The 21619-nt window shown below is 58.9% G+C and carries 19 protein-coding genes; 6 read left to right on the forward strand and 13 right to left on the reverse strand.

Annotated elements, in window-relative coordinates:
- Window positions 1-84: 84 nt before the first annotated feature.
- The 5 genes from tsaD to alr form a co-directional block, all read right to left on the reverse strand.
- On the reverse strand, window positions 85-1185 hold the full coding sequence (gene tsaD, locus HMPREF2980_RS06720) for a tRNA (adenosine(37)-N6)-threonylcarbamoyltransferase complex transferase subunit TsaD (RefSeq protein WP_070691004.1): 1101 nt from the start codon (window positions 1183-1185) through the stop codon (window positions 85-87).
- Between the two features lie 114 nt (window positions 1186-1299).
- Window positions 1300-1818 carry a ribosomal protein S18-alanine N-acetyltransferase gene (gene rimI / locus HMPREF2980_RS09640; protein WP_070691007.1) on the reverse strand — a complete coding sequence of 173 codons (519 nt, stop codon included), beginning with the start codon at window positions 1816-1818 and terminating at the stop codon, window positions 1300-1302.
- Entirely contained in the window at window positions 1819-2670 is an 852-nt protein-coding gene (tsaB, locus tag HMPREF2980_RS06730; protein ID WP_070691010.1) for a tRNA (adenosine(37)-N6)-threonylcarbamoyltransferase complex dimerization subunit type 1 TsaB, read from the reverse strand.
- 23 nt (window positions 2671-2693) lie between these two features.
- A complete protein-coding gene (tsaE, locus tag HMPREF2980_RS06735; RefSeq protein WP_060824446.1) occupies window positions 2694-3299 on the reverse strand; it encodes a tRNA (adenosine(37)-N6)-threonylcarbamoyltransferase complex ATPase subunit type 1 TsaE in 606 nt (201 codons plus the stop codon).
- The gene (alr, locus tag HMPREF2980_RS06740; RefSeq protein ID WP_070691011.1) at window positions 3299-4612 is read right to left on the reverse strand and encodes an alanine racemase; all 1314 of its coding nucleotides are present in this window, start codon (window positions 4610-4612) and stop codon (window positions 3299-3301) included. The genes tsaE and alr overlap by 1 nt, the downstream gene beginning before the upstream one ends.
- 143 nt (window positions 4613-4755) lie before the next feature.
- Here alr and HMPREF2980_RS06745 point away from each other — a divergent pair, with 143 nt between their 5' ends.
- The 3 genes from HMPREF2980_RS06745 (at window position 4756) to HMPREF2980_RS06755 (ending at window position 8821) form a co-directional block, all read left to right on the forward strand.
- On the forward strand, window positions 4756-6018 hold the full coding sequence (locus HMPREF2980_RS06745) for a glycosyltransferase (protein WP_070691013.1): 1263 nt from the start codon (window positions 4756-4758) through the stop codon (window positions 6016-6018).
- Between the two features lie 28 nt (window positions 6019-6046).
- Window positions 6047-6829 (forward strand): phosphatase, encoded by a 783-nt coding sequence (locus tag HMPREF2980_RS06750; protein ID WP_070633793.1) that lies wholly within the window; start codon window positions 6047-6049, stop codon window positions 6827-6829.
- A gap of 510 nt (window positions 6830-7339) precedes the next feature.
- The gene (locus HMPREF2980_RS06755; RefSeq protein WP_070691015.1) at window positions 7340-8821 is read left to right on the forward strand and encodes a sugar transferase; all 1482 of its coding nucleotides are present in this window, start codon (window positions 7340-7342) and stop codon (window positions 8819-8821) included.
- A 223-nt stretch (window positions 8822-9044) separates the two neighbouring features.
- Here the strand turns inward: HMPREF2980_RS06755 and HMPREF2980_RS06760 are convergent, their stop codons facing one another.
- The 3 genes from HMPREF2980_RS06760 to glmS all read right to left on the reverse strand — a co-directional run bounded on the left by HMPREF2980_RS06760 (window position 9045) and on the right by glmS (window position 13319).
- Window positions 9045-10631 (reverse strand): bifunctional ADP-dependent NAD(P)H-hydrate dehydratase/NAD(P)H-hydrate epimerase, encoded by a 1587-nt coding sequence (locus HMPREF2980_RS06760; RefSeq protein WP_070691017.1) that lies wholly within the window; start codon window positions 10629-10631, stop codon window positions 9045-9047.
- A gap of 102 nt (window positions 10632-10733) precedes the next feature.
- The gene (locus tag HMPREF2980_RS06765) at window positions 10734-11171 is read right to left on the reverse strand and encodes a holo-ACP synthase (protein ID WP_005505045.1); all 438 of its coding nucleotides are present in this window, start codon (window positions 11169-11171) and stop codon (window positions 10734-10736) included.
- 264 nt (window positions 11172-11435) lie between these two features.
- A complete protein-coding gene (gene glmS, locus HMPREF2980_RS06770) occupies window positions 11436-13319 on the reverse strand; it encodes a glutamine--fructose-6-phosphate transaminase (isomerizing) (protein WP_049346441.1) in 1884 nt (627 codons plus the stop codon).
- A gap of 185 nt (window positions 13320-13504) precedes the next feature.
- On the opposite strand from glmS, the gene coaA reads away from it, so the two are divergent.
- The 3 genes from coaA to mscL all read left to right on the forward strand — a co-directional run bounded on the left by coaA (window position 13505) and on the right by mscL (window position 16212).
- Window positions 13505-14461: a type I pantothenate kinase gene (gene coaA, locus HMPREF2980_RS06775; protein WP_005505041.1), complete on the forward strand. Its 957-nt coding sequence runs from the start codon at window positions 13505-13507 to the stop codon at window positions 14459-14461.
- 151 nt (window positions 14462-14612) lie between these two features.
- Entirely contained in the window at window positions 14613-15536 is a 924-nt protein-coding gene (locus HMPREF2980_RS06780) for a M15 family metallopeptidase (RefSeq protein WP_070691019.1), read from the forward strand.
- A 292-nt stretch (window positions 15537-15828) separates the two neighbouring features.
- Window positions 15829-16212, forward strand: coding sequence for a large conductance mechanosensitive channel protein MscL (gene mscL / locus HMPREF2980_RS06785; RefSeq protein WP_049349266.1), 384 nt, complete (start codon window positions 15829-15831; stop codon window positions 16210-16212).
- Window positions 16213-16384: 172 nt separating this feature from the next.
- Here mscL and glmM read toward each other — a convergent pair whose 3' ends face one another.
- The 5 genes from glmM to truA form a co-directional block, all read right to left on the reverse strand.
- On the reverse strand, window positions 16385-17743 hold the full coding sequence (gene glmM, locus HMPREF2980_RS06790; protein WP_049349264.1) for a phosphoglucosamine mutase: 1359 nt from the start codon (window positions 17741-17743) through the stop codon (window positions 16385-16387).
- Window positions 17744-17985: 242 nt separating this feature from the next.
- Window positions 17986-19053, reverse strand: a complete 1068-nt coding sequence (ppk2, locus tag HMPREF2980_RS06795) for a polyphosphate kinase 2 (RefSeq protein ID WP_070541458.1) — start codon at window positions 19051-19053, stop codon at window positions 17986-17988.
- Between the two features lie 179 nt (window positions 19054-19232).
- The gene (gene rpsI / locus HMPREF2980_RS06800) at window positions 19233-19724 is read right to left on the reverse strand and encodes a 30S ribosomal protein S9 (protein ID WP_005505036.1); all 492 of its coding nucleotides are present in this window, start codon (window positions 19722-19724) and stop codon (window positions 19233-19235) included.
- Between the two features lie 32 nt (window positions 19725-19756).
- Entirely contained in the window at window positions 19757-20200 is a 444-nt protein-coding gene (gene rplM / locus HMPREF2980_RS06805; protein ID WP_005505035.1) for a 50S ribosomal protein L13, read from the reverse strand.
- Window positions 20201-20564: 364 nt separating this feature from the next.
- Window positions 20565-21530 (reverse strand): tRNA pseudouridine(38-40) synthase TruA, encoded by a 966-nt coding sequence (gene truA, locus HMPREF2980_RS06810; RefSeq protein ID WP_049353769.1) that lies wholly within the window; start codon window positions 21528-21530, stop codon window positions 20565-20567.
- Window positions 21531-21619: the final 89 nt, after the last annotated feature.

Consider the following 21619-nt stretch of genomic DNA (forward strand, 5'->3'; position numbering starts at 1 on the left):
ATTTTCGAGGCGAGCCACAGGAACGCGCTCGCGCTGCCTTTCTGAAACAGACCGTTTAGAACAGCCCGTTTAGAAGCAGCCCGCTTAGAAACAGACAGTGGTCACCGGCAGCGAGGAGTCCGTCGTAAAGTCTACGCCCGAGGGTTCACGACCGGCGGCGACCAGACGGGCGCCCAGCGCCGCAACCATCGCGCCGTTGTCGGTGCACAGGGTGAACTTCGGAATGATCAGGCGTACCCCCTCGGAGGCGCACCGGGCGGCAAGCAGCTCACGCAGACGCGAATTAGCCGCCACACCACCGCCGAGCAGCAGGGTCTTCATGCCCTGCTCGCGGCAGGCGAGCATCGCCTTCTTGGTGATAACGTCTACGACAGCCTCCTGGAAGGACGCGGCAATATCGGCGACCGGAACCTCTTCACCGGCGGCTTCAAAGCTTTCAATCACGCGCGCCACGGCGGTCTTCAAACCGGAGAAGGAGAAGTCATAGCGGTGCGCGCCGGGCTCCTCGACGGTGCCCATGAACTTGCGGTTCGACAGGCCGCGCGGGAACACGAAGGCGTTGCGGTTGCCCTCGGCTGCGGCGCGGTCAATAGCGGGGCCGCCAGGGTAGTCCAGGCCGAGCAGGCGGGCGACCTTGTCGTAGGCCTCGCCGGCAGCGTCATCCAGGGTCGCGCCGAGCAGACGCACATCGGAGGTAATGTCGCGCACCTGCAGGATTTCGGTGTGACCGCCAGAAACCAACAGTGCACCCAGGCCACCCGAGCCGGCATTCGCCAGCAGGTCGGAGCCGTCCTCGGTGCCGTTATCCTCCAGCAGGCCAACGCCAACGTGGGCGACCAGGTGGTTAATGCCGTAGAGGGGCTTGCCGGTGGCAATAGCGAGCGCCTTCGCGGCGGAGACGCCCACCATCAGGGCGCCAGCCAGGCCGGGGCCCGCGGTGACGGCGATGGCGTCCACTTCGTCGAGGGTGATGTCCGCTTCGGTGAGTGCCGCTTTGAGGGCGGGAATCATCGCATCCAGGTGGGCGCGAGAGGCAATCTCAGGAATCACGCCGCCAAAGCGCACGTGCTCTTCCATGGAGGAGGAGATGGTGTTGCTGAGCAGCTGTGCACCGCGCACAATGCCGATACCGGTCTCATCGCAGGAGGATTCGATGCCCAGAACGAGGGGTTCGCGAGTGCTCATAGTTCGTCTTTCTGTTGCGCTATCCGCGCGTAGTGCTTCTTGATGCTGTGGTCTAGGGGGGGCGGCGGAGGCTCACCCGTATTGCGGGGATTGCGGTTTAGCCTACCGGGATATTTAGAACGTGCATTCCATAATGATGGCGTCGGTTCCGTCATCGTAGTAGCCTCGGCGCACATGAATTGCGCAGTAGCCGTTGCGTTCGTAGAGGCGCTGAGCGCGCGGGTTGTCGGCACGCACCTCCAGTAGGATGCGCTCGGCGCCCTGCTCGCGGGCACGCTCGTGCATCTGCTCAAGCATGGCTCGACCGAAGCCGTGGCCCTCGTACTCGGGGAGCACGCCGATGGTCTGAACGTCGGCTGTGTCGGCTACGACCATGGTTCCGCAGTAACCGATGGCGCGCCAGTTGTCCTCGCTACCTTCCGAACCTTCTGCGGGCAGTTCCAGCATGTAGTAGGTGCGGGTCGGGTGGGTCAGTTCCTCAAGGAACATGTCGATGTGCCAGGCGTCGGCGGGGAACAGGGTGGTTTCCATGCGGTGCATAGCCTGCACGTCCGCGAGTTCGGCAACGCGCAGGCGAGCGCCCAGAGCTAGGTCGTCTCGCACGATATTTTCAGAGTTTTCAGCAGCGCTCATTTAGCTTTCCTTCTGCGCGACAGTCTGTGCAGTGGCCTGACCGGCAGCCTGTGCCGCCTGCTTCTGCTGGCGGGCGAGCATTGCGGCGGGGACCTTCGCGTCCGAGTCGCGCAGGTACTGGGCGGAGGTGTCCTCGCTCAGGTTCTCTACGCCCAGGCGTGCCGCGGCGGCGACCAGGTACTCGGCGTGCGGGTGCACCTCGCGGGCAGAATCGACAATGGTCCAGCCGTGCTCTTCGAGGGTCTCGGAGTACAGGCCGGCACCGTAACCGTAGGCGTAGGAGGGGCCTTCACCGGGCAGAATTTCGGAGGCGGGGCATACGTTCGGGCCGTCCACCAGGGTGTAGCCGTCGGTCTCCACGCGGTAGCGTGCTGAGTAGACTTCGCGGCGGCGCGCGTCGGAGAGTACGAGCAGCTCGGCACCTTCTGCGGGCTCAAAACCTTCAGCAGAAGCGAACGCTCGTTCTGCATTCTCTTCCCCGGCAGTACCCTCAGCACTTTCCCCGGCAACCACGCCAGACACAGCACGCTCAGCCAGCGCGGTCAGGCTCATCATGCCGTACACCGGCACCGACCAGGCAAAACCCAGAGCGCGCGCAGTAACGATACCGGCGCGAAGGCCCGTAAAAGGTCCCGGACCGGTACCGGTCAGAATTGCATCCAAATCTTCGCCGCGCACGCCAGCGTCCTGCAGGACCGCCTGCGCGTAGGGACCCATCACCTCGGCGTGGGAGCGGGTATCTTCACTCTCGTAGCGGGCGAGGATTTCGAAGGACGCACCGGCTTCGGAGCCGTGCACACGGGCGAGCGCCACAGATGCGGTGGCGGATGAATCAAGGGCAAGTACTAGCACCCTATCATTCTAACGCGCGGGCTCTAGGCGCTCTGCAGGGCCTCTTTCAGAGCGTCAAAAGCGTGCTCCCAGCGAGGGCCGAAGGCGCGCACCCGCAGCAGGCGAGGCTCGGGGGTGTCCGCATCCTCGTCGCTTTCGTCCTCGTCTTCATCGTCCCAGCTGAACTCTTCGGCACCCGAGTAGGCGAAGCGTGCATCCGCGCCGGTCAGACGGGTGAAGTCCAGCTCCAGGCGGGAATCGCTCAGGTGCTCAGCCTTATCGCGACCCCACTCGATGACGGTCACCGAGCGCGGCAGGGAGAACTCCAGATCCAGGTCGTCGAGCTCTTCGGCGCTGGAGAGGCGGTAGGCGTCCACGTGCACCAGGTCGGGGCCGCCGGGGCGGGGGCCGTCCGGCAGGTTCGGGTGCACGCGCGAGAGCACGAAGGTCGGTGAGATAACGCCTTCACGCACGCCCAGGCCTTCACCCAGGGAGCGGGTGAACGTGGTCTTACCCGCGCCGAGCTCGCCCGAGAGCAACAGTACGTCCCCGGCGTTCAGGTGCTGCGCCAGGGTGAGCGCCAGGCGGCGGGTATGGTCGGGACCAGTCACATCCAGGTCGAGGGCGGCAGAAATGTATTCAGCGCTCATTAGCTCTCCTGCTCCTCGCCGGTGCCCCACAGCTCGTTCAGTTCAGCTTCAACCCAGGAGCCGCCGGTGTAGAGGCGCTCCACGCGAGGAGAAATGCGGGTCACGATTTCATAGTTAATGGTCTGCGCGGCATCCGCCCACTCTTCTACGGGCGGGTTCTCGCCGGCGCCAAAAAGGATGGCGGGGGCGCCCAGGTAGCCCAGGGCGGGGTCGCTCAGGCCGGGTTCGCCCAGGTCAACGACCATCTGGTCCATGGCGACGCGGCCGACCACACGGTAGGTCGTACCCTCCGCGTTATTGGGTACGGCGCCGTTCTCCGTATTCTGCGCACCCGGGTAGATGCGCACCGGCGCGTTCTCCGCAATGCGCGGCACGCCGTCAGCGTAGCCAAGCGGTACCAGCGCCAGGGTGGTTGCCTTGGGAGTGTGGTAGCGCAGACCGTAGGAAACACCCTGACCTGCAGGAACTTCCTTCGCCGCGGCAATGTAGCTACCCACCGTCATGACGGGCTTCAGGTCCAGGTCCTCAGCGGTCACCTCCGGCAGCGGGGAAAGACCGTAGAGCGCCAAACCGCAACGCACACCGTCACCGAGCAGACGCTCCTCCGTATCCCAGCCCTCCAGGGAGGCGGTCAGGGTCGCCGGCGAGTTCGCCAGGTGCACAATCTTCGGGTCCAGGCCGGCCTCGCGCGCCTGGGCCACAAAAGTATCCAGGGTATTGAGCTGCTGGGCAGTCTCAGCGCGGGTCGGCTCATCCGCAACCGCGAGGTGGCTGAAAATACCCTCAACCGTAATCAGACCGGCATCCTCCAGGGAAGCGGCGCGAGCCACCAGCGCAGGCCAATCCGCCGCGGTGGCGCCGTTACGACCCAGACCGGTATCAGCCTTCAGATGCACGATAGCGCGCTCGCCGGTGCGTTCAGCGGCGGCGGCTACCGCCTCCAGGTCCCAGCCGGAAACGCCCAGACGAATCTTCTCCTGCAGTGCCGCATCAAAGTCGGTGGAGGGGGTGTGCAGCCACGCCATGAGCGGCGCCTCAATACCGTCAGCACGCAGTTCCAGCGCCTCGTTCACGTGCACCACACCCAGCAGGTCAGCACCGGCGGCAATAACCGAACGTGCCACCGGGTACGCGCCGTGACCGTACGCATCCGCCTTAATCACTGCAATGAGCGCGCGGTCGCCAATAAGTTCCTTGAGTCGGCGCACATTATGTTCTAGCGCATCAAGGTCAATGGTGGCGCTTCGCTCTGCCTCTGCCGGGGTGCAGGGCGGGCAGTAGAGCGGTTCGGCAGGCTGCTGAGGGTGAGTCATGGTCCTTCACGGTCCTTCTGACGGCGGGTACTACAGGCTGCGCTTGGACAGCCTCTCTTCTACTAAATTCTAGACCTCCCGGTGTGCGAAAGTCCTATCGCGCTACACTAGGTAAGGTACACCTTTGAGAGAGGAAAGCATCGATGAGCACTCTGCCGCCGGTTCGGACGGTTCACGTGTATTCCATGCACACCGACCCTTTTGCGCAGCCCGGTAGCGGAGATGCAGGCGGCATGAACGTCTATATTGCCCGGTCGGTGCATGCCATGCTGGAGCTCGATCCCGAGCTACGGGTTGAGGTTTTCACGCTGGACCGCGGTGAGGCGCTTCCGGCTGATTCGCCGTTCCGTCAGCCTCCTCAGCCCGGCGAGCGCATTGTGCGCCACAGCCTTGATATTCCGTCTGCTCGTGGTCTTTCAAAGAATGAGTTGGCTACGGTCACCGATGATTTTGCGCGGGCGTGCGTGGAGCAGGCACTGTACACCCCGGATATTATTCACGCCCACTATTGGCTGTCTGGTCAGGCTGCGGCTCGCGCATCCCAGCTGTGGTCGGCTCAGGGCGCTGGCTTCCCGGTCCCCGTTCTTTTCACTCCGCATACGACGGCTGCCGCCAAGGATGCGCGCCGAGGCGAGGGCGAGGCGCCCGAGCCCGAGGAACGCTATGCCGCCGAGCGTCTGATGAGTAGCTCCGCGAGCCGGGTGATTGTGAATACCCCCCTGGAGGCACAGCAGATGGGCGAGTACTACGGTACGGACGCGCAGAAGCTTGCCATTATCCCCCCGGGTGTTGACACCTCGATTTTCCATACGATTCCTAGCGTGCATCCGCTCAATGACACCTCGGAGACTCGTTGCCGCATTGTGTTTGCCGGTAGGCCTCAGCCGTTGAAGGGCCCGCATCTGCTGGTGGAGGCGCTCGCGCTGCTCCCCTCCGATCTGCAGGTGGATGTGGACATTATTGGTCGTTCCGATTCGGATTATGAGCGCCGCCTGTTGCAGCGTGCAGCTGAGCTGGGTGTGGCAGATCGGGTGCATTTGAAGGATCCGGTTCCGGCGTCTGAGTTGGCGAATATTTTCCGTGCTGCCGATATCGTGGCGTCCCCGTCGTCGTCTGAGACGTTCGGGTTGGTGGCTCTGGAGGCGCAGGCGTGCGGCGCGGCGGTGCTCGCTACGGATGCTGACGGTCTGCGCTTTGCGGTGGAGAACCACCGTACGGGCCTGCTGGTGGCGCCTCGTACTCCGCAGCGTTGGGCTGCAGCTATTGAGCGTCTGGTGCGTGCCCCGTATCTGCGTCATTCGTTGGGTGCGAACGCCGCGGCGCGTGCCCGCACGATGGGTTGGGAGCAGACGGCGCGTAAGACCCTGGAAGCTTATGCCGAGGTACGTGAGGGTATCTCGCAGTAATGTATTTTTCACGTTGTGAGGAGTTTTAATGTCTTTCTCGATGAGCCGCGATGAGTTCGCCGCGTACCTGGATTCTGTGCGTATTACCGGCGAGGTGGCAACCGCCCGAGAGAATAACCTGGACCATATTCAGGGTTTCCTGGATGGTAATGAGCACCTTGAGTTTGGTGTGCAGTGGACCCGCGAATGGGATTACGATTCGGTGTTTGAGGTGATGGTTCGCCGCGCGGGTCTGAACCCGGATCGTTCGCATACTCACGGTCAGGACACTATTGGTGCTGAGCAGTGCATCAGCGCTCTGGAGGAATACGCCCGCATCTTCGGTGAGGCGGTGCGTGCGAGTTCTCGTATTTTGTTTGCGACCGGTCACCCGGCGGGTCTGTTCCCCATCTATGCGGTGATGGCTGCGGCTGCGAAGGCTGCCGGTGCTGAGGTTCTCCAGATTGAGGAGGGCGAGCGCTTCCTGGACGGCGATGTCCGTCAGATTATGGATGTCGTGATGTTTGAGCAGTACGGTAATCTGCAGCATACGCATTTCCCCGGCCCGATGCGCATCGCACTGGATCAGTTGAAGGCGCGCGGTGTGACTCCGGATCTGGTGGTTTCGGATCACGGTATGGCTGGTTATGCTTCCTCGACCTGTAAGTTGCTGACGATTGGTATTGCGGATTGTAATGATCCGGGTCTGTTTGTGGCGGCTGAGCAGGGGGACCTGCCGGTGTGCGTGCCGATGGACGATAACGTTCCGCCGCGTCGTTATGAGCCGATGATTGATTTCATTTTGGATCGTGCGGGGCTTGAGCGTCCTTAATGTCTCTTTTACACCGTGTGTGTAGGGTTTGTTATTGAGCCTCCGGGGGTTGTCGTTTTATGTGCCGGTTATTGTTTTTTCTGCAGGTGTGTGAAACAGTCTGGTGTTTTTAGGAGTTTCTTAGCTCCACTAGGCATTCTTCTCGGGGGCTCTTATTCTCTTCTTTTTCTGTGATTTATTTCATCACGCGGGAGCGACTTTACGGCTTTATTCTTCGAGACGTAAGACCCCCGACCCCGTAGAATAGTTTACGGAACATGTTTATGCGCTCTGTGGGCTCATATAACGCTCCACTAGGCGTCTTACCAGCGCCTTTGCCGTAGTCTCTGCCATTATTTTCACTCAGTAAGATTAAGGGTTCACTCATTCATCAGGACAAAGACTAGGACACGATTCCCTATTCACCGATAATTAGGGGTAAATGTGCCTATTCGCCGCTCTCAGTCCACGACACAGGACAAATTTCCGGGGAAGATTACACCGTTGAAAGTACAAGATCGTCTTAAAAAAATGTGGGGTTCAGACTTCGTCGTCAAGCGAAGCTGGCATCCCAAGGTTCAGCGTGCCCTTTACTTTGGCGATTTTCTCGCCATTGCTATTGCGGTTGTCGCTGCGCATCTGATTCGTTTCGGGTGGGAGAATGCTGACCTGCCCTATGTGAACGTTTGGCCTATTAACGCCCTGGATGGCCGTATTCCCGCTATTGATTACATCTTCCTGGGCGTTGGTATGGTTGTCGGCTGGTGGTTTATCCTCCAGGTGAACGGCTCCCGCAGCCTGCGCATCATGGGGTTCGGCACTGAGGAGTACCGCCTCATTACTCGCGGTACTACTTACTTTTTCTGCCTGCTGATTATTGTGGCGTTCTTCCTCAAGGTTGACGTCACCCGCATGTACTTGTTGATTGCTTACCCGCTGGGTCTGTTCCTTCTGCTCGTTGAGCGTTGGCTGATTCGTCAGGGTCTGGTGCGTTCGCGTACCCGCGGTCGTGCACTCACTCGCGTCATGATTATTTCTGATGTGACGACCGGTCAGCACCTGTATAAGAACCTGGAGGGCGTGCTCGCTTCCGGCCTGTCCCCCGCTGCGTTCTATCTGCCCGGTTTCACCCCGGGTACCACTGTTGCTGGTGCACCGATTCCGGTGCTTGGTTACAGCACTTCTCCGGCTGACATTATGGATGCTATCCGCGAGAACGATATTCACATGGTTGCTGTTACGAATGGTCACCACTTGAGCCCGGATCAGGTTCGCCTGCTGGGTTGGAAGCTGGCTGATGCGCATATTTCGCTGATTATGGCTCCTGCGACGACCGATATTGCTGGTCCGCGTATGCACATGCAGCCGTTGAACGGTCTGCCGCTGGTGCACGTGTCGACTCCGCGTATTACCGGTCTGTCGGCGTTCTTCAAGCGCGCTATGGATGTTGTGTCTTCGGGTCTGGGTTTGATTCTGTTGTCTCCGCTGTTCCTGGTGGTGGCGCTGCTGGTGAAGCGTGATGGTGGCCCGGTCTTCTTCCTGCAGAATCGTGTGGGTCTGAACGGTGAGCTTTTCAAGATGGTGAAGTTCCGTTCGATGCGTACTGATGCTGAAGAGGTCAAGAAGCGCCTCATGGAGCAGAACGAGGGTAACGGCGTGCTCTTCAAGATGAAGGACGACCCGCGTATTACCCCCATTGGTAAGTTCATCCGTAAGTACTCGATTGATGAGCTGCCTCAGCTGTGGAACGTGTTCATTGGCGATATGTCGCTGGTGGGTCCGCGTCCTCCGCTGGTTGAGGAAGTTGAGCAGTACGAGGACATTGCGTACCGCCGTCTGCTGGTGAAGCCGGGTATTACCGGTCTGTGGCAGGTTTCGGGTCGTAGTGATCTCTCCTGGGAAGAGTCGGTTCGTCTGGATCTCTACTATGTTGAGAACTGGTCGCTTACCGGTGACCTTATTATTCTTCTGCGTACTGTCCGTGCGGTTTTCGCTAAGGAAGGCGCGTACTAAGAAGAGTTGGGGTTTCTCCCGCTGGTGCGTATGCCGGTTTTTATGATGCTGTCCCGGCACAGGCAGCTCGGTATCGTACATTGATATAAGCGCGTTGAAGGGGCGTGAATCCGTTTCCGGTGGATTCACGCCCCTTCTATGTGCCTTTTGCCTAGTTCTTTGAGAGACGCTCTAGTTTGTCTCTTGAGAGCGATAGATTGGAGGCGTACTGGGCGCCTCTCCCCTATTCGGCGATGAGTCGCGCAATGACTTCGGGGAGCATCTGCGCGACGCGGGTTGCGGGTGCCGGGCCGGGCAGAGCGTCCTTGACGCTTCCGGTGGCGCTGGCGCGTGCTGCTTCACCGTGCAGGTAGACTGCGAGCGCACCGATGGAGGCGTAGGTGCAGTCTTCCAGGGTTTCTCCGCGGGCGTCGAAGGCGGCTACGGTTTGGGCGAGCAGGGCGCCGTAGATGCCGGTGAGGGTGTCGCCGCTGCCTGCGGTGGCGAGCCAGGGGCTTCCTCCGGCGACGCTGTAGGTGGCGCCGTTGGGTGCAGCAATGAGCGTGTAGCCACCCTTGAGCATCACGGTGGCGCCGGAAAGTTCGGAGGCGGCGCGTACCCAGCGGAAGGGTTCTGCGTCGATATCCTTGCGGCTGGGTACGATGGCGTCACCCAGGTGCTTCTTCCAGGTTTCGGGGGCGAGCTCGTGCACGATACGCAGGAAGCGTTCGAGCTCTGCGGCATGCGGAGTGAGGATCTTGTGGGAGCCGAGGGGCTTGCCGGTTGCCAGGTATTCTGCCGCCAGGTCGCAGGCGCCCGCGTCGAGGATGGCGGGTTCGGGCGAGTTGAGCAGGTAGCGGTTCTTGTCCAGCGAGTCGTGGCTAGAGCCGGATCCGCCGGCCCAGACGGTGACCCTCTGCAGGGCGGGGGCGCCGCTGAAGTAGACGGTTTCGGGGTTGTGGGCAATCATGAGCTGGCGTAGATCGTGAGAGTTGGCGTTGAAGCGGACCATGCCCACGCCGGTGTTGAGGGCTGCGCGTACGCTCATGAGGGCTGCGCCGGGGTATTCGAGGCTTCCGGTGAGCATGCCCAGTACTCCGCGGGTGTACTTGTGGGAGTGCTCGTCGGGTACTTCGATGAGTTCGCGGTAGTCTTCGCGGTCGAGGACGCGCAGGGCGGGCTTGTGCGCGTTTAGGGCTTCGGGTACGCCCAGGTCGTAGAGCTTAATGTCTCCGGAGTGGACGCTGTGGCAGGTGCCTGCCGGTAGCTTGTGGCCGATGAAGGTGACGGTGCGATCGGCGCGCAGGGAGGGTTCGTGCACGGTTCCGCGGTTGTTGTCGACTCCGGAGGGGGTGTCTACTGCGAGGACTGCGCCGAGCTTACCGTCGAGCTGCGCTGCACGGAGTACGCCCAGGTATTCGCCGGCACTACCGTGTACGGCGCCGCTGGAGCCGGTACCGAGGATGCCGTCAATGGTCAGGTCGTAGCCGGTAAGGTGTTCGAGGGTGTGTTCGGGGTCGAGTACGCGGGTGCCTTCGCCACCTTCGCGGGCGATGAGTTCGAGGTTCTTTTCGCTGGGGTCGAAGATGACTGCGTCAACGCGGTGGCCCTTGGCACTGAGACGGGCGCCGGCGTAGATGGTGTCTGCGCCGTTGTTGCCCGGGCCGATGAGGAGCAGGATTTTGGCGTTTTCTGTGCCGTGGAGTAGCTCCTGTGCTTCGGCTGCGACGGCGTCTGCGGCGCGTTGCATGAGGTATCCGTCGTAGTCGGCGGCTTCGATGTAGGGCTTTTCTGCTTCGCGTACCTGGGAAGCAGTGTATATGAGCTTCATTGCTGTCTCCTTGGGTGGCACCGTGCGGGCCTTAGGGGTCACCTGGTTGTGATGTTGATGTGACTCTGTGTTGGTGTAATTCTGTGTTAGTGTGACTCTACGTTAGTCGTCGGTGTCATCACCGGCGATGACGCTGAGTCGGTAGCTTTCGGGGTTGAACTTTTGCAGGTGCGCCAGTTCTGCGTCGCTGAGGTATTCGGCGGTTGCGATGGCGATGGCCATGGGTTCGTCGTGGGTCAGCGAGAGGTGGATGCGGTTGATGCCGAGTTCTTTGGCTCGGCGGGCGATGGTGCCCTGAATGATGAGGTAGGGCTGGCCGCTTTCGGCGGTGGCGACTTCGCAGTCTTGCCAGTTGAGTCCGGCGGGTGCTCCGAGTACTTTTGCGACGGCTTCTTTGGCGGCAAATCGTACGGCTTGGGAGCGTACGTTCCGGGTGCGTTCGTTGGGGGTGAAGACGCGGCGGACGAAGGCTGGTGTTTCGGTGACAATTCGTTCGAATCGTTCAATGTTGACGGTATCTACGCCGATTCCCATAATCATGAGCTGCACCTTTTACGGTAGGGGTGGTAACCGCGTCCTGTTTGCGGTTTCTCTTATTTTAAGTCTAGCGAGATTCGTTTCTTTTAGGTGGGATAGCGTCAAATATGACGCATAGTTGATGTCTGTTTCACAGCGTCATTTTTGTTGGTTAATCCACGAATAACCGCCCGATTAAACGACAAGGGCGGTGGTTGAGTTCTTAGAGAACTCAACCACCGCCCTTTCGTTATCGCTGAGGCGATTTCCGAGGATTACTCCTAAGGATTACTCCACGGTCACGGACTTTGCGAGGTTACGCGGCTGGTCAACGTCCAGGCCCTTAGCTTCTGCCAGTGCGCATGCGAAGATCTGCAGGGGCACGGTTGCCAGCAGGGGCTGCAGCAGCGAGGGGCATGCCGGGACGGTGATGAGGCGGTCTGCGTAGGGCTTGACGGCCTCGTCGCCTTCCTCGGCGATGACGATGGTGAAGGCGCCTCGTGCGCGCACTTCCTGGATGTTGGAGACGACCTTGCCGTGCAGGGAGTCGCGACCGTTTGCGGAGGGAACCACTACGATGACCGGCTGGCCTTCATCGATCAGTGCGATGGGGCCGTGCTTGAGCTCACCTGCTGCGAAGCCTTCAGCGTGGATGTAGGTGATTTCCTTGAGCTTGAGTGCGCCTTCCATTGCGACGGGGAAGCCCACGTGGCGGCCGAGGAAGATTACGGAGGAGGCATCCTTCATTTCGACGCCCAGTTCCTTGACCTGGGTGTCGTTGTCGATGACCTTCTGAATCTTTGCGGGCATGTTCTGCAGCTCGGCGAGGATCGAAGCGATTTCGTCCTTGTACTTGTTGCCGCGCAGCTGTGCCAGGTACAGGCCGAGCAGGTATGCTGCGGTGATCTGTGCCAGGAATGCCTTGGTGGATGCCACTGCGATTTCGGGGCCTGCGTGGGTGTACAGTGCAGCGTCGGATTCGCGGGGCAGGGTCGAGCCGTGGGTGTTGCAGATGGAGATAACCTTTGCTCCCTGTTCGCGTGCGTGGCGCACTGCCATCAGGGTGTCCATGGTTTCACCGGACTGCGAGAGTGCCACGATGAGGGTCTTCTCGTTCACGATGGGGTCGCGGTAGCGGAACTCGTGTGCGAGCTCAACCTCGGTGGGGATGCGGCACCAGTGCTCGATGGCGTAGCGTGCCACCTGGCCTGCGTATGCTGCGGTACCACATGCGACGACGATGATCTTGTCGATGCTGCGCAGCACCGAGTCGTCAATGTTCAGTTCGTCGAGGGTGAGGTTGCCGTTTTCGTCGAGGCGGCCCATGAGGGTCTGCTCGACGGCTGCGGGCTGCTCGTGGATTTCCTTCTCCATGAAGGAGTTGAAGCCGCCCTTTTCAGCTGCTGCTGCGTCCCATTCGATGTGGAAGGGCTTGCCCTCTGCGGGGTTACCTTCGAAGTCAATGATGGAGTAGTCGGTGCCGGTGATGGTCACGATCTGGTCCTGACCCATTTCGACGGCTTCCTTGGTGTAGTCAATGAACGCGGAGACGTCAGAGCCGAGGAAGTTCTCGTTCTCGCCCAGGCCGATGACCAGCGGGGAGTTGCGGCGGGTTGCCACGACGCGGTCCGGGTGGTCGGCGTGGATAGCCAGGATGGTGAATGCACCTTCGAGGCGGTTGGATGCGACGCGTACTGCCTCGGTGAGGTCACCGGTACCGAGCTTGTTGTAGATGCTTGCGATGGTTGCTGCAGCTACCTCGGTGTCGGTCTGAGATGCGAACTCTACGCCTTCGGCGAGCAGTTCGGCACGCAGTTCTGCGAAGTTTTCAATAATACCGTTGTGTACGACGGCGAGGCGGCCGTTGTCGACAACGTGGGGGTGAGCGTTGTTGTCGGTGGGTCCACCGTGGGTTGCCCAACGGGTGTGACCGATACCAATCTGGGAGTCCGGCAGGGGGTGTTCCTTAACCTCGTTTTCAAGGTTCAGGAGCTTACCTGCCTTCTTACGGAATACGATACCGTCGGGGCACACGAGTGCCACGCCAGCAGAGTCATAGCCGCGGTATTCCTGGCGGCGCAGACCTTCGAGGACCACATCGTATGCGTTGTGGTCAAACTTGTTACCGTCCGGAGCAGTGTCCAGACCTACATATCCTACGATTCCACACATGCTATAAGTTTATCCCACAAGTATCCGAATATGCGCACGGTGAAATACCGTTATACGTCACGTATATCGTGGCTTTCCTAGCTTTATTGGTTGTTGTCCTTTTCTTCTCATACATTTCTTTTCTTCAAACAAACCGTGAGGGTGGGTATTTTCCCCGCGGGCTGAAAGTTCGTACACTTAGATAAATGAGCACCGCACCGTATTTTTCTGGCGATGACCGCTTCATGCATCTTGACCGTTCCCGTTGGTCGCACCTAGCCGATGAGATTTCTGTTCCCCTCAGTGCTGAGGAAATTGAGTCTCTTCGTGGTCTGGGTGAAACTGTCGACCTTGAAGAGGTGCAGCGTATTTATCTACCGGTTTCTCGTCTCCTGAATCTGTATGTGACTGCTGCTTCTTCGTTGAACCATATGACGAATGATTTTCTGCATGTGTCTCAGCGCCGCGTCCCGTTCATTATTGGTGTGGCGGGTTCTGTTGCTGTGGGTAAGTCGACGACGGCTCGTATTTTGCAGGCTCTTTTGAGTCGCTGGCCTTCGACTCCGAAGGTTCAGTTGGTGACTACGGATGGTTTCTTGTACCCGAATGCGGAGCTTCAGCGTCGCGGCATTATGCACCGCAAGGGTTTCCCGGAGTCTTATGATCGCCGCGCCCTGTTGAATTTTGTGTCGCAGGTGAAGTCCGGTGCCGAGCGTGTGGTGGCGCCGAAGTATTCGCACCTGTACTACGACATCATGCCGGATGAGCATATTGAGGTCACCGCACCGGATGTTCTGATTCTTGAGGGTTTGAATGTTTTGGCACCTTCGCAGGCTGAGGGGCCGGAGACTTCCGATCTGACGCTGAGCGATTTCTTTGATTTCTCTATTTATGTGGATGCCCGCACTGAGGATATTGAGCGCTGGTACGTGAATCGTTTCTTGACTCTGCGTTCTTCGGCTTTTGCGAATCCGGAATCGTATTTCAAGCGTTATGCGGAGCTGAGCGATGAGCAGGCGGTTGAGGTAGCGACCGGCATTTGGAAGAGCGTGAATGAGCCTAATCTGGTGCAGAATGTTTTGCCGACTCGTGCTCGTGCGCATTTGATTCTGCAGAAGGGTGCCGAGCATACCGTGGAGCAGGTTCTTCTGCGTAAGAACTAGAGGTTCTTTAGGTTTTTAGTGTTCGTGTGCGGCTTTTAGCCCGTATTGTGGTGCATTCTAGTAGAAGGCGCCGGAGGCTCCACTCCCTCGCGGGGTGGGTTTAGGCTTCCGGCGCTTTTTGTTTGCATCTACGCCATGATGAGGAGTTATTGTGAAGTCCCTGCACCGTACGTCTACCGCTCAGGAGTCTCTTAATAGTTCTGCGGTTAATAGTTCTGCAGTGAACCGCCGCACCCTCTTGGGTGCCGCTTTGGGGGTTGGCGGTACCGCGTTGTTGGCGGCTTGTGGCTCGCAGGGTGGTTCACAGGGTCAGGGTGCCTCCTCTTCATCTTCTGCAGCGAGCGCTTCTGCTTCTGAGTCTGCGACGGCTTCAGTGGCTTCTTCTAGTGCCTCTTCCACTGCGGCGACCTCTTCTGCCGCGCCCTCCCCTGTTGCTTCTGCTACCGGTGCTTCTGCGAGCGCTTCTTCGTCCCCGTTGGCGCTTGCTCAGCCTAGTGTTGAGTCTCAGCCGGACTCGTTGCGTTGCCTCGTGAATAAGATGCGCCCCTTTGCGCAGCAGGATTGGGAGCCGAGTGACCTGGTGGAGTTCTATGGTCATCAATTGCGTGCTGAGGCGGCTAAGGCGGCGGACACGATGATTGATGCGGCGGCGACCGACGGCGTGACCCTGCTTGTTTCTAGCGCGTATCGTTCGTATGCGGTGCAACAGCAGACCTATCAGTATTGGGTTTCGGTGAACGGTCAGCAGGTAGCGGACCAGTTGTCTGCGCGTCCCGGCTATTCGGAGCATCAGACGGGTTTGGCGATTGATTTTGCTTCTCCTGAGGGTTGCCGTCTGGAGGAGTGTTACCGCGATACGCTGGCTGGTCAGTGGTTGGCGAAGAATGCTCCGCGTTACGGATATATTTTGCGTTTCCCTGATGGTCGTCAGTCGGTGACCGGTTATCGTTTTGAGCCGTGGCATTACCGTTATGTGGGTGTGCAGATTGCTCAGGAGTATGTGTCTTCGGGTGCGAAGACTTTTGAGGAGTTCATCGGTACGGGTGCGGCACCCGATTATGCAAGTGCGAGCTAGGCTCTGGGCTAAGCTTTCAGCTTTGCCAGGTGCGCTAAGCGGTGATGTGTGTCGTATTTCTAGGTTTCGTACCGGGAATAAATAGGCACAGTAGATGCATATTTTTTCGCGTACACGCCGCGTAAATCCGCGATTTTTCGCAGGTTTCAGAGATTTTTACTCACCTTTATATGACCTAGACCTTAAGTATTGGGTACCACAGAACCACTGTGAAGAAAAACACATGCTTTACAGTGAAAATTTTCTCAGAATATGGCATTTTGAACACCTAAAAGGCGCTATTCTATATCTCATGCTTAAGGGTTTTAAAGATTTTCTGATCCGCGGTAACGTCATCGACCTCGCAGTTGGTCTGATTATGGGTACCGCCTTCACCGCTGTGGTGACCTCGCTTGTCCAGGCCGTCCTGATGCCCGCTATCTCGATGCTGGTTAAGTCCCCCAACTTCGATGAGTTCCTGGTCTTCGGCCAGATCAAGGTTGGCGTGTTCCTGACCGCTGTTGTCAACTTCATCCTGATTGCAGTTGCTGTGTACTTCGCAGTTGTTGTCCCCACTCAGAAGCTGACTGAAATCGCACTGGCTAAGAAGAAGGCTGAAGACGAGGCTGCTGAAGAAGAGGAAGAGACCGAGATTGCCCTCCTGAAGGAGATCCGCGACGCTCTGGCAAAGAAGTAATTTCTCTGCTCTCTAACACTAACTTTCGAACCCCCGTATCCCTGTGGATACGGGGGTTTTCCGTATCCACATCCCCTACGACCACCCAAGATAACGAAGAAGGGCTGGGAAGGTAACACCTTCCCAGCCCTTCTCTATCCTCCACTGCGGTCTTCACACCGGAAGAATACGTTTAGAGTGCCAATTCCTTAGCCACAACGTCAGCCAGCTGCTGAGCAACCTCATCAGCCTGCTCCTGGGTTGCAGCCTCAACCATCACGCGGACCAGAGGCTCAGTGCCGGATGCACGCAGCAACACACGGCCGCTCTCACCCAGTACTCCTTCAGCCTCGCTCACAGCGGTAGCGAGCGCCTCGTTGGTCTTGACCGCCGCACGGTCAACGCCCTTGACATTGATTAGGCGCTGCGGGGTGGGCTGCATGCGGGATGCCAGCTCCGAGAGGGTCTGACCGCTACGTGCCACCTCTGCAGCCAGCTGGATGCCGGTCAGAACGCCGTCACCGGTGGTTGCGTAGTCGCTCATGATAACGTGGCCGGACTGCTCGCCACCGAGGTTGTAGCCGTGCTCGCGCATAGACTCGAGGACGTAGCGGTCGCCCACAGCGGTGCGGCCGAGGGTAATGCCGTGCTCGCGCAGGTACAGCTCCAGGCCCAGGCTGCTCATTACGGTTGCGACGAGGGTGTCCTTTGCGAGCTTGCCTTCGCGCTTAGCGGCAACAGCCAGGATAGCCATAATCTGGTCACCGTCTACCAGATTGCCCTTTTCGTCAACTGCCTGGCAACGGTCCGAGTCGCCGTCGTGGGCGATGCCGAGGTCCGCGCCGTGCTCAACGACTGCTGCCTGCAGCTTCTCGGGGTGGGTGGACCCCACGCCGTCGTTGATGTTGGTGCCGTTGGGCTCTACAGCCAGTGCGACAACCTCTGCACCCAACGCTTCGAAAGCTGCGGGAGATGCTGCGTATGCCGCACCGTTTGCGCAGTCCAGAACAATCTTCTTGCCTGCGAGGGGCTTGCCTTCAGGCAGGGTGGAGACCAGGTGCTTCACGTAAGCCTCGGTACCGTTCTCCAGGGGCTTGACGGTACCCACAGCACCACCGGTCGGGTAGCGGAAGGACTTCTCACGGTAAACGCGCTCAATGGCGTCCTCAACGGAGTCTTCCAGCTTCTGGCCGCCTCGGGCCAGGAACTTAATACCGTTGTCCGCTGCCGGGTTGTGCGATGCAGAAATCATCACGCCGAAGTCAGCACCGGTGTGTGCCACCAGGTAAGCTGCTGCGGGGGTGGGGACAATGCCGGCGTCCAGCACGTCAACACCTGCGCTAGCGAAGCCAGCCTTCATCGCAGAAACAATAAAGTCTGCAGAGGATCGGGAGTCATTTGCAATCACGGCACGGGGGCGTATGCCCTCTTCTACCGTGTCAAAGCCCAGCACAATAGAAGCCGCCTGTGCGAGCTCCATAGCCAGAGCGGGAGTAATTACATCGTTTGCCAGACCGCGTACGCCGTCGGTTCCAAAAAGTCGTTCAGTCACCCTTTTATTTTACGTTGTGCGTAACTCTGCTTAGGCGCATACACCGTAAATTCTTCATAATCAGAAAGTGATTTTCAGCGGCTATATATCTGCTTCATAGCTAATGTTTCTATAGACACGCAAAGGTGCCTGCTCTCAGTTCCCAGAGAGGGAAAAGAGAGGCAGGCACCTTCATAGTGCAAGCTGTTTGGCGGTTCTATCGCCGCAGGGTTGAGTTATTGCTCTCCCCTATCTATCAACGCTTACTTGACGACCGGGAAGCCGTCGGGAGAGTCACCGGACTCATCCTCGAAAACGTGCGATGCAGAGCGGACGATCAGCGAGTCGAGCTCGCCCACGACTGCCTCATCCTTGGAGGGGTAGTCGAACTGGGAGAGCACGTAACGCATTGCTTCCAGACGTGCGCGCTTCTTGTCGTTGGACTTGATAACGGTCCAGGGGGCATCACCGGTGTGGGTGTAGAAGAACATTGCTTCCTTCGCCGCGGTGTAGTCGTCCCACTTGTCCAGGGATGCCAGGTCGGTGGGGGAAAGCTTCCACTGGCGAACCGGGTCGGTACGGCGGGAGGTGAAGCGTGCAAGCTGCTCTTCGCGGGTGACGGAGAACCAGAACTTGATGATGTGGATACCGGAGTTCACCAGCATGCGCTCCAGGTCCGGAACTTCGCGCATGAACTCGAAGTACTGTGCCTGGGTGCAGTAGCCCATAACGCGCTCAACGCCGGCACGGTTGTACCAGGAGCGGTCCATCAGAACGATTTCGCCGCCGGAGGGCAGGTGCTTGATGTAACGCTGGAAGTACCACTGAGTCTGCTCGATATCGGTCGGCTTCTCCAGTGCCACAACGCGAGCGCCACGGGGGTTCAGGTGCTCGGTGAAGCGCTTGATGGAGCCACCCTTACCTGCTGCGTCACGGCCTTCGAAGATGATGAGGATCTTCTGACCGGTGGACTTAGCCCAGAGCTGCAGCTTCAGCAGCTCAATCTGCAGGGCACGCTTTTCCTTCTCGTATGCCTTACGGCTGAGCTTGGTGTCGTAGGGGTAACCCTTCTTCCATGCCTGCGAGGTTTCGTCGTCCTTCTTGTCCTTGCCGAGGGCGCGGGTGAGGGAAGCCATTTCGTCCAGCTCTGCCGAGTAGTCTTCGACAACGGAGGTGCGGCGTGCCTGGGGCTTCAGGGCTTCCTTGATGGCTTGTTTCTTCTCAGAACCGGTGTGTGCGTGTGCGCCTTCAGCGGCGTGCTGGTGGGCTTCAGCCTGAGGAGCCTCCACTGCCTTCTCTTCGGGCTGGGTGGAGGGATTCTGCTCTGCCATGAGTACTCTTTTCTTCCTGTCTGCTTTGACTCTTTAACTCTACCGGTGTGCTCTTCGATGAACAAACGTAACAGTTATATGCACCTATAACCTTGTAACGCTCACGGTGGATAGATACGCAAAACGCCCCGATTCTCCCGAAGGAGAAGCGGGGCGTAACGCTTCGTAAAAACCAGCGATTAACGCTTGGAGAACTGCGAAGCCTTGCGTGCCTTCTTAAGACCAGCCTTCTTACGCTCGATGACGCGTGCGTCACGGGTCAGGTAGCCAGCCTTCTTCAGTGCGGGGCGGTTGTTCTCGCGGTCGATCTCGTTCAGTGCACGAGCGATACCCAGGCGCAGAGCACCTGCCTGACCGGAGGGGCCACCACCGTTGATGCGTGCGATGACGTCGTATGCACCCTCGAGCTCCAGGAGCTTGAAGGGCTGGTTGACGTCCTGCTGGTGCAGCTTGTTGGGGAAGTAGTCTTCCAGGCTACGACCGTTGATGGTCCAGTTGCCGGAACCCGGCACAACGCGAACGCGTGCCACTGCTTCCTTGCGGCGACCAACTGCTGCGCCTGCAACGGTCAGTGCCGGACGTGCTGCCTTAGCCGCTGCGGGGGCAGCGGACTCCGAGGTGTAGCTGGTCAGCTCTTCCTCGACTACGATCTGCTCTTCGTTCTGAGCCACGATTTCTCCTATTGTTTCTTCGTAGGCCCGAATTACTGGGCGACCTGGTTGAATTCGTAGGTCTTGGGCTGCTGTGCCGCGTGCGGGTGCTCGGGGCCAGCGTAGACCTTCAGCTTCTTGAGCTGCTGTGCAGCAAGCTTGTTCTTGGGCAACATGCCCTTAACAGCCTTCTCAACCGCGCGAACGGGGTTGGTCTCAAGCAGCTCTGCGTAGTTCACGGACTTCAGACCGCCGGGGTAACCCGAGTGGCGGTATGCACGCTTCTGCTCGAGCTTTGCACCGGTCAGGGCGACCTTCTCAGCGTTCACGATGATAACGAAGTCACCGGTGTCAACGTGGGGAGCAAAAGTCGGCTTGTGCTTACCGCGCAGCAGGATAGCGGTCTGGCTTGCGAGGCGGCCGAGAACAACGTCGGTGGCGTCAATGACGTGCCACTGGCGCTCGACTTCGCCGGGCTTGGGAGTATAAGTGCGCAAAATATTGGCCTTTGTCTCGAAATGTACATACGGCGCTTAGTTGGGTATCGCGCCTTTTACTTACGTGCATGACGAACACCCGGGTGAGGACCGAGCTGCCGCCCGTTCTGCCCGTACTCTAGACCGCCTTAACGTCCTGCAACTAGACAGCGATTTAGAGCGCGCTCGGGTAGAACACGCACAACATATCAAGACTATACAGGACGTCGAGTGCTTAATCCACCGCCAAAGCCTTAAAAATAGGGCTTTTTTGCCTTAAACACATTTTAAATTCCATCCGTGTAATTCATCTGAGGTAGTTGCGCTCCCCCGCGATGGTTCACGGTGCATGAGCAACGTGACGGGGCTCAATATATACAGGGCGTTAAGCGCTCTGTGCTTCGTGGTCTTCACGCTTTGCTCGAGCACGTTCCGCTTGCTCTCCATACAACTCCGGAGCAGGGTAGTAAATCTCAGCCAGAGCGAGCGCATGCGGAGGCGCCAGAGTCAGCGAAGCCTCGCGTCCCGGGTTCTCGATCCGCTCACGCAACCAGGCGGCGTCACGTTTACCCGTGCCGTAGAGCACCAACGCGCCCACAAGTGAACGCACCATGTGATGGCAGAAAGCATCAGCCACCACACGCACCTCAATAAGGCCACTTTCAGTACGAGTGAAGCTAAGCTCTCGCAGCTCACGAATCGTGGTCGCGCCTTCACGCGGCTTGCAGAAGGAGAGGAAATCGCGCAGACCGAGTAGCTGCTGCGCCGACTGGTTAAGATCAGCACAATCCAGGTGCTCAGGTACCGCCCAGGTGTAGGTACGGTGCAGAGGATTAAGACCGTCCGCCGCGCCATCTGCAATGCGATATACGTAGCGGCGACCGGTAGCCGAGAAGCGCGCATCAAATTCAAAAGAAACTTCGCTCACGCGGTGAATCTGAATAGCGCCCTGCAGAATACCGCGGACATTCTTCGGCAAGTTCAACTGCTCTTCCGCATCGTAAAGACAACGCTGAAGAGCGCCGGTGAGGCGGCGCCCCAGGGCAGCCGTCGGGTCGTCCTCCCCCGTTCGGCCTTGCAGGCGAGTCCAATCCTCATCGTTCAGATCGCAATGCAGAGTCTGAGCCTCCGCATGCACACCGGCATCGGTTCGACCCGCGACCACCACGCGGTGAGGCGCCCGCAAAATCAGTTCAAGGGCATTCTCAATGACCCCCTGCACGGTAACCAGGTTCGGTTGGGCAGCCCACCCGCTAAAAAGAGAACCGTCGTAGGCACAATCAATTCGCACGCGGTGCGTAGCAGTGAAGGGCTGTTCTTCACGGTTCTCTAAAGCAGTAGCGTTATGCATTGGTGTGCCTTTCAGCGGTAAAGGACGGTTGAAGAATACGGATCGGCTCTTGTATAGCGAATGCGCAAAGAACCGTCTCCTCGTTAAGT

This window comes from Rothia sp. HMSC076D04 (assembly GCF_001814645.1).
Taxonomy (GTDB): domain Bacteria; phylum Actinomycetota; class Actinomycetes; order Actinomycetales; family Micrococcaceae; genus Rothia; species Rothia mucilaginosa.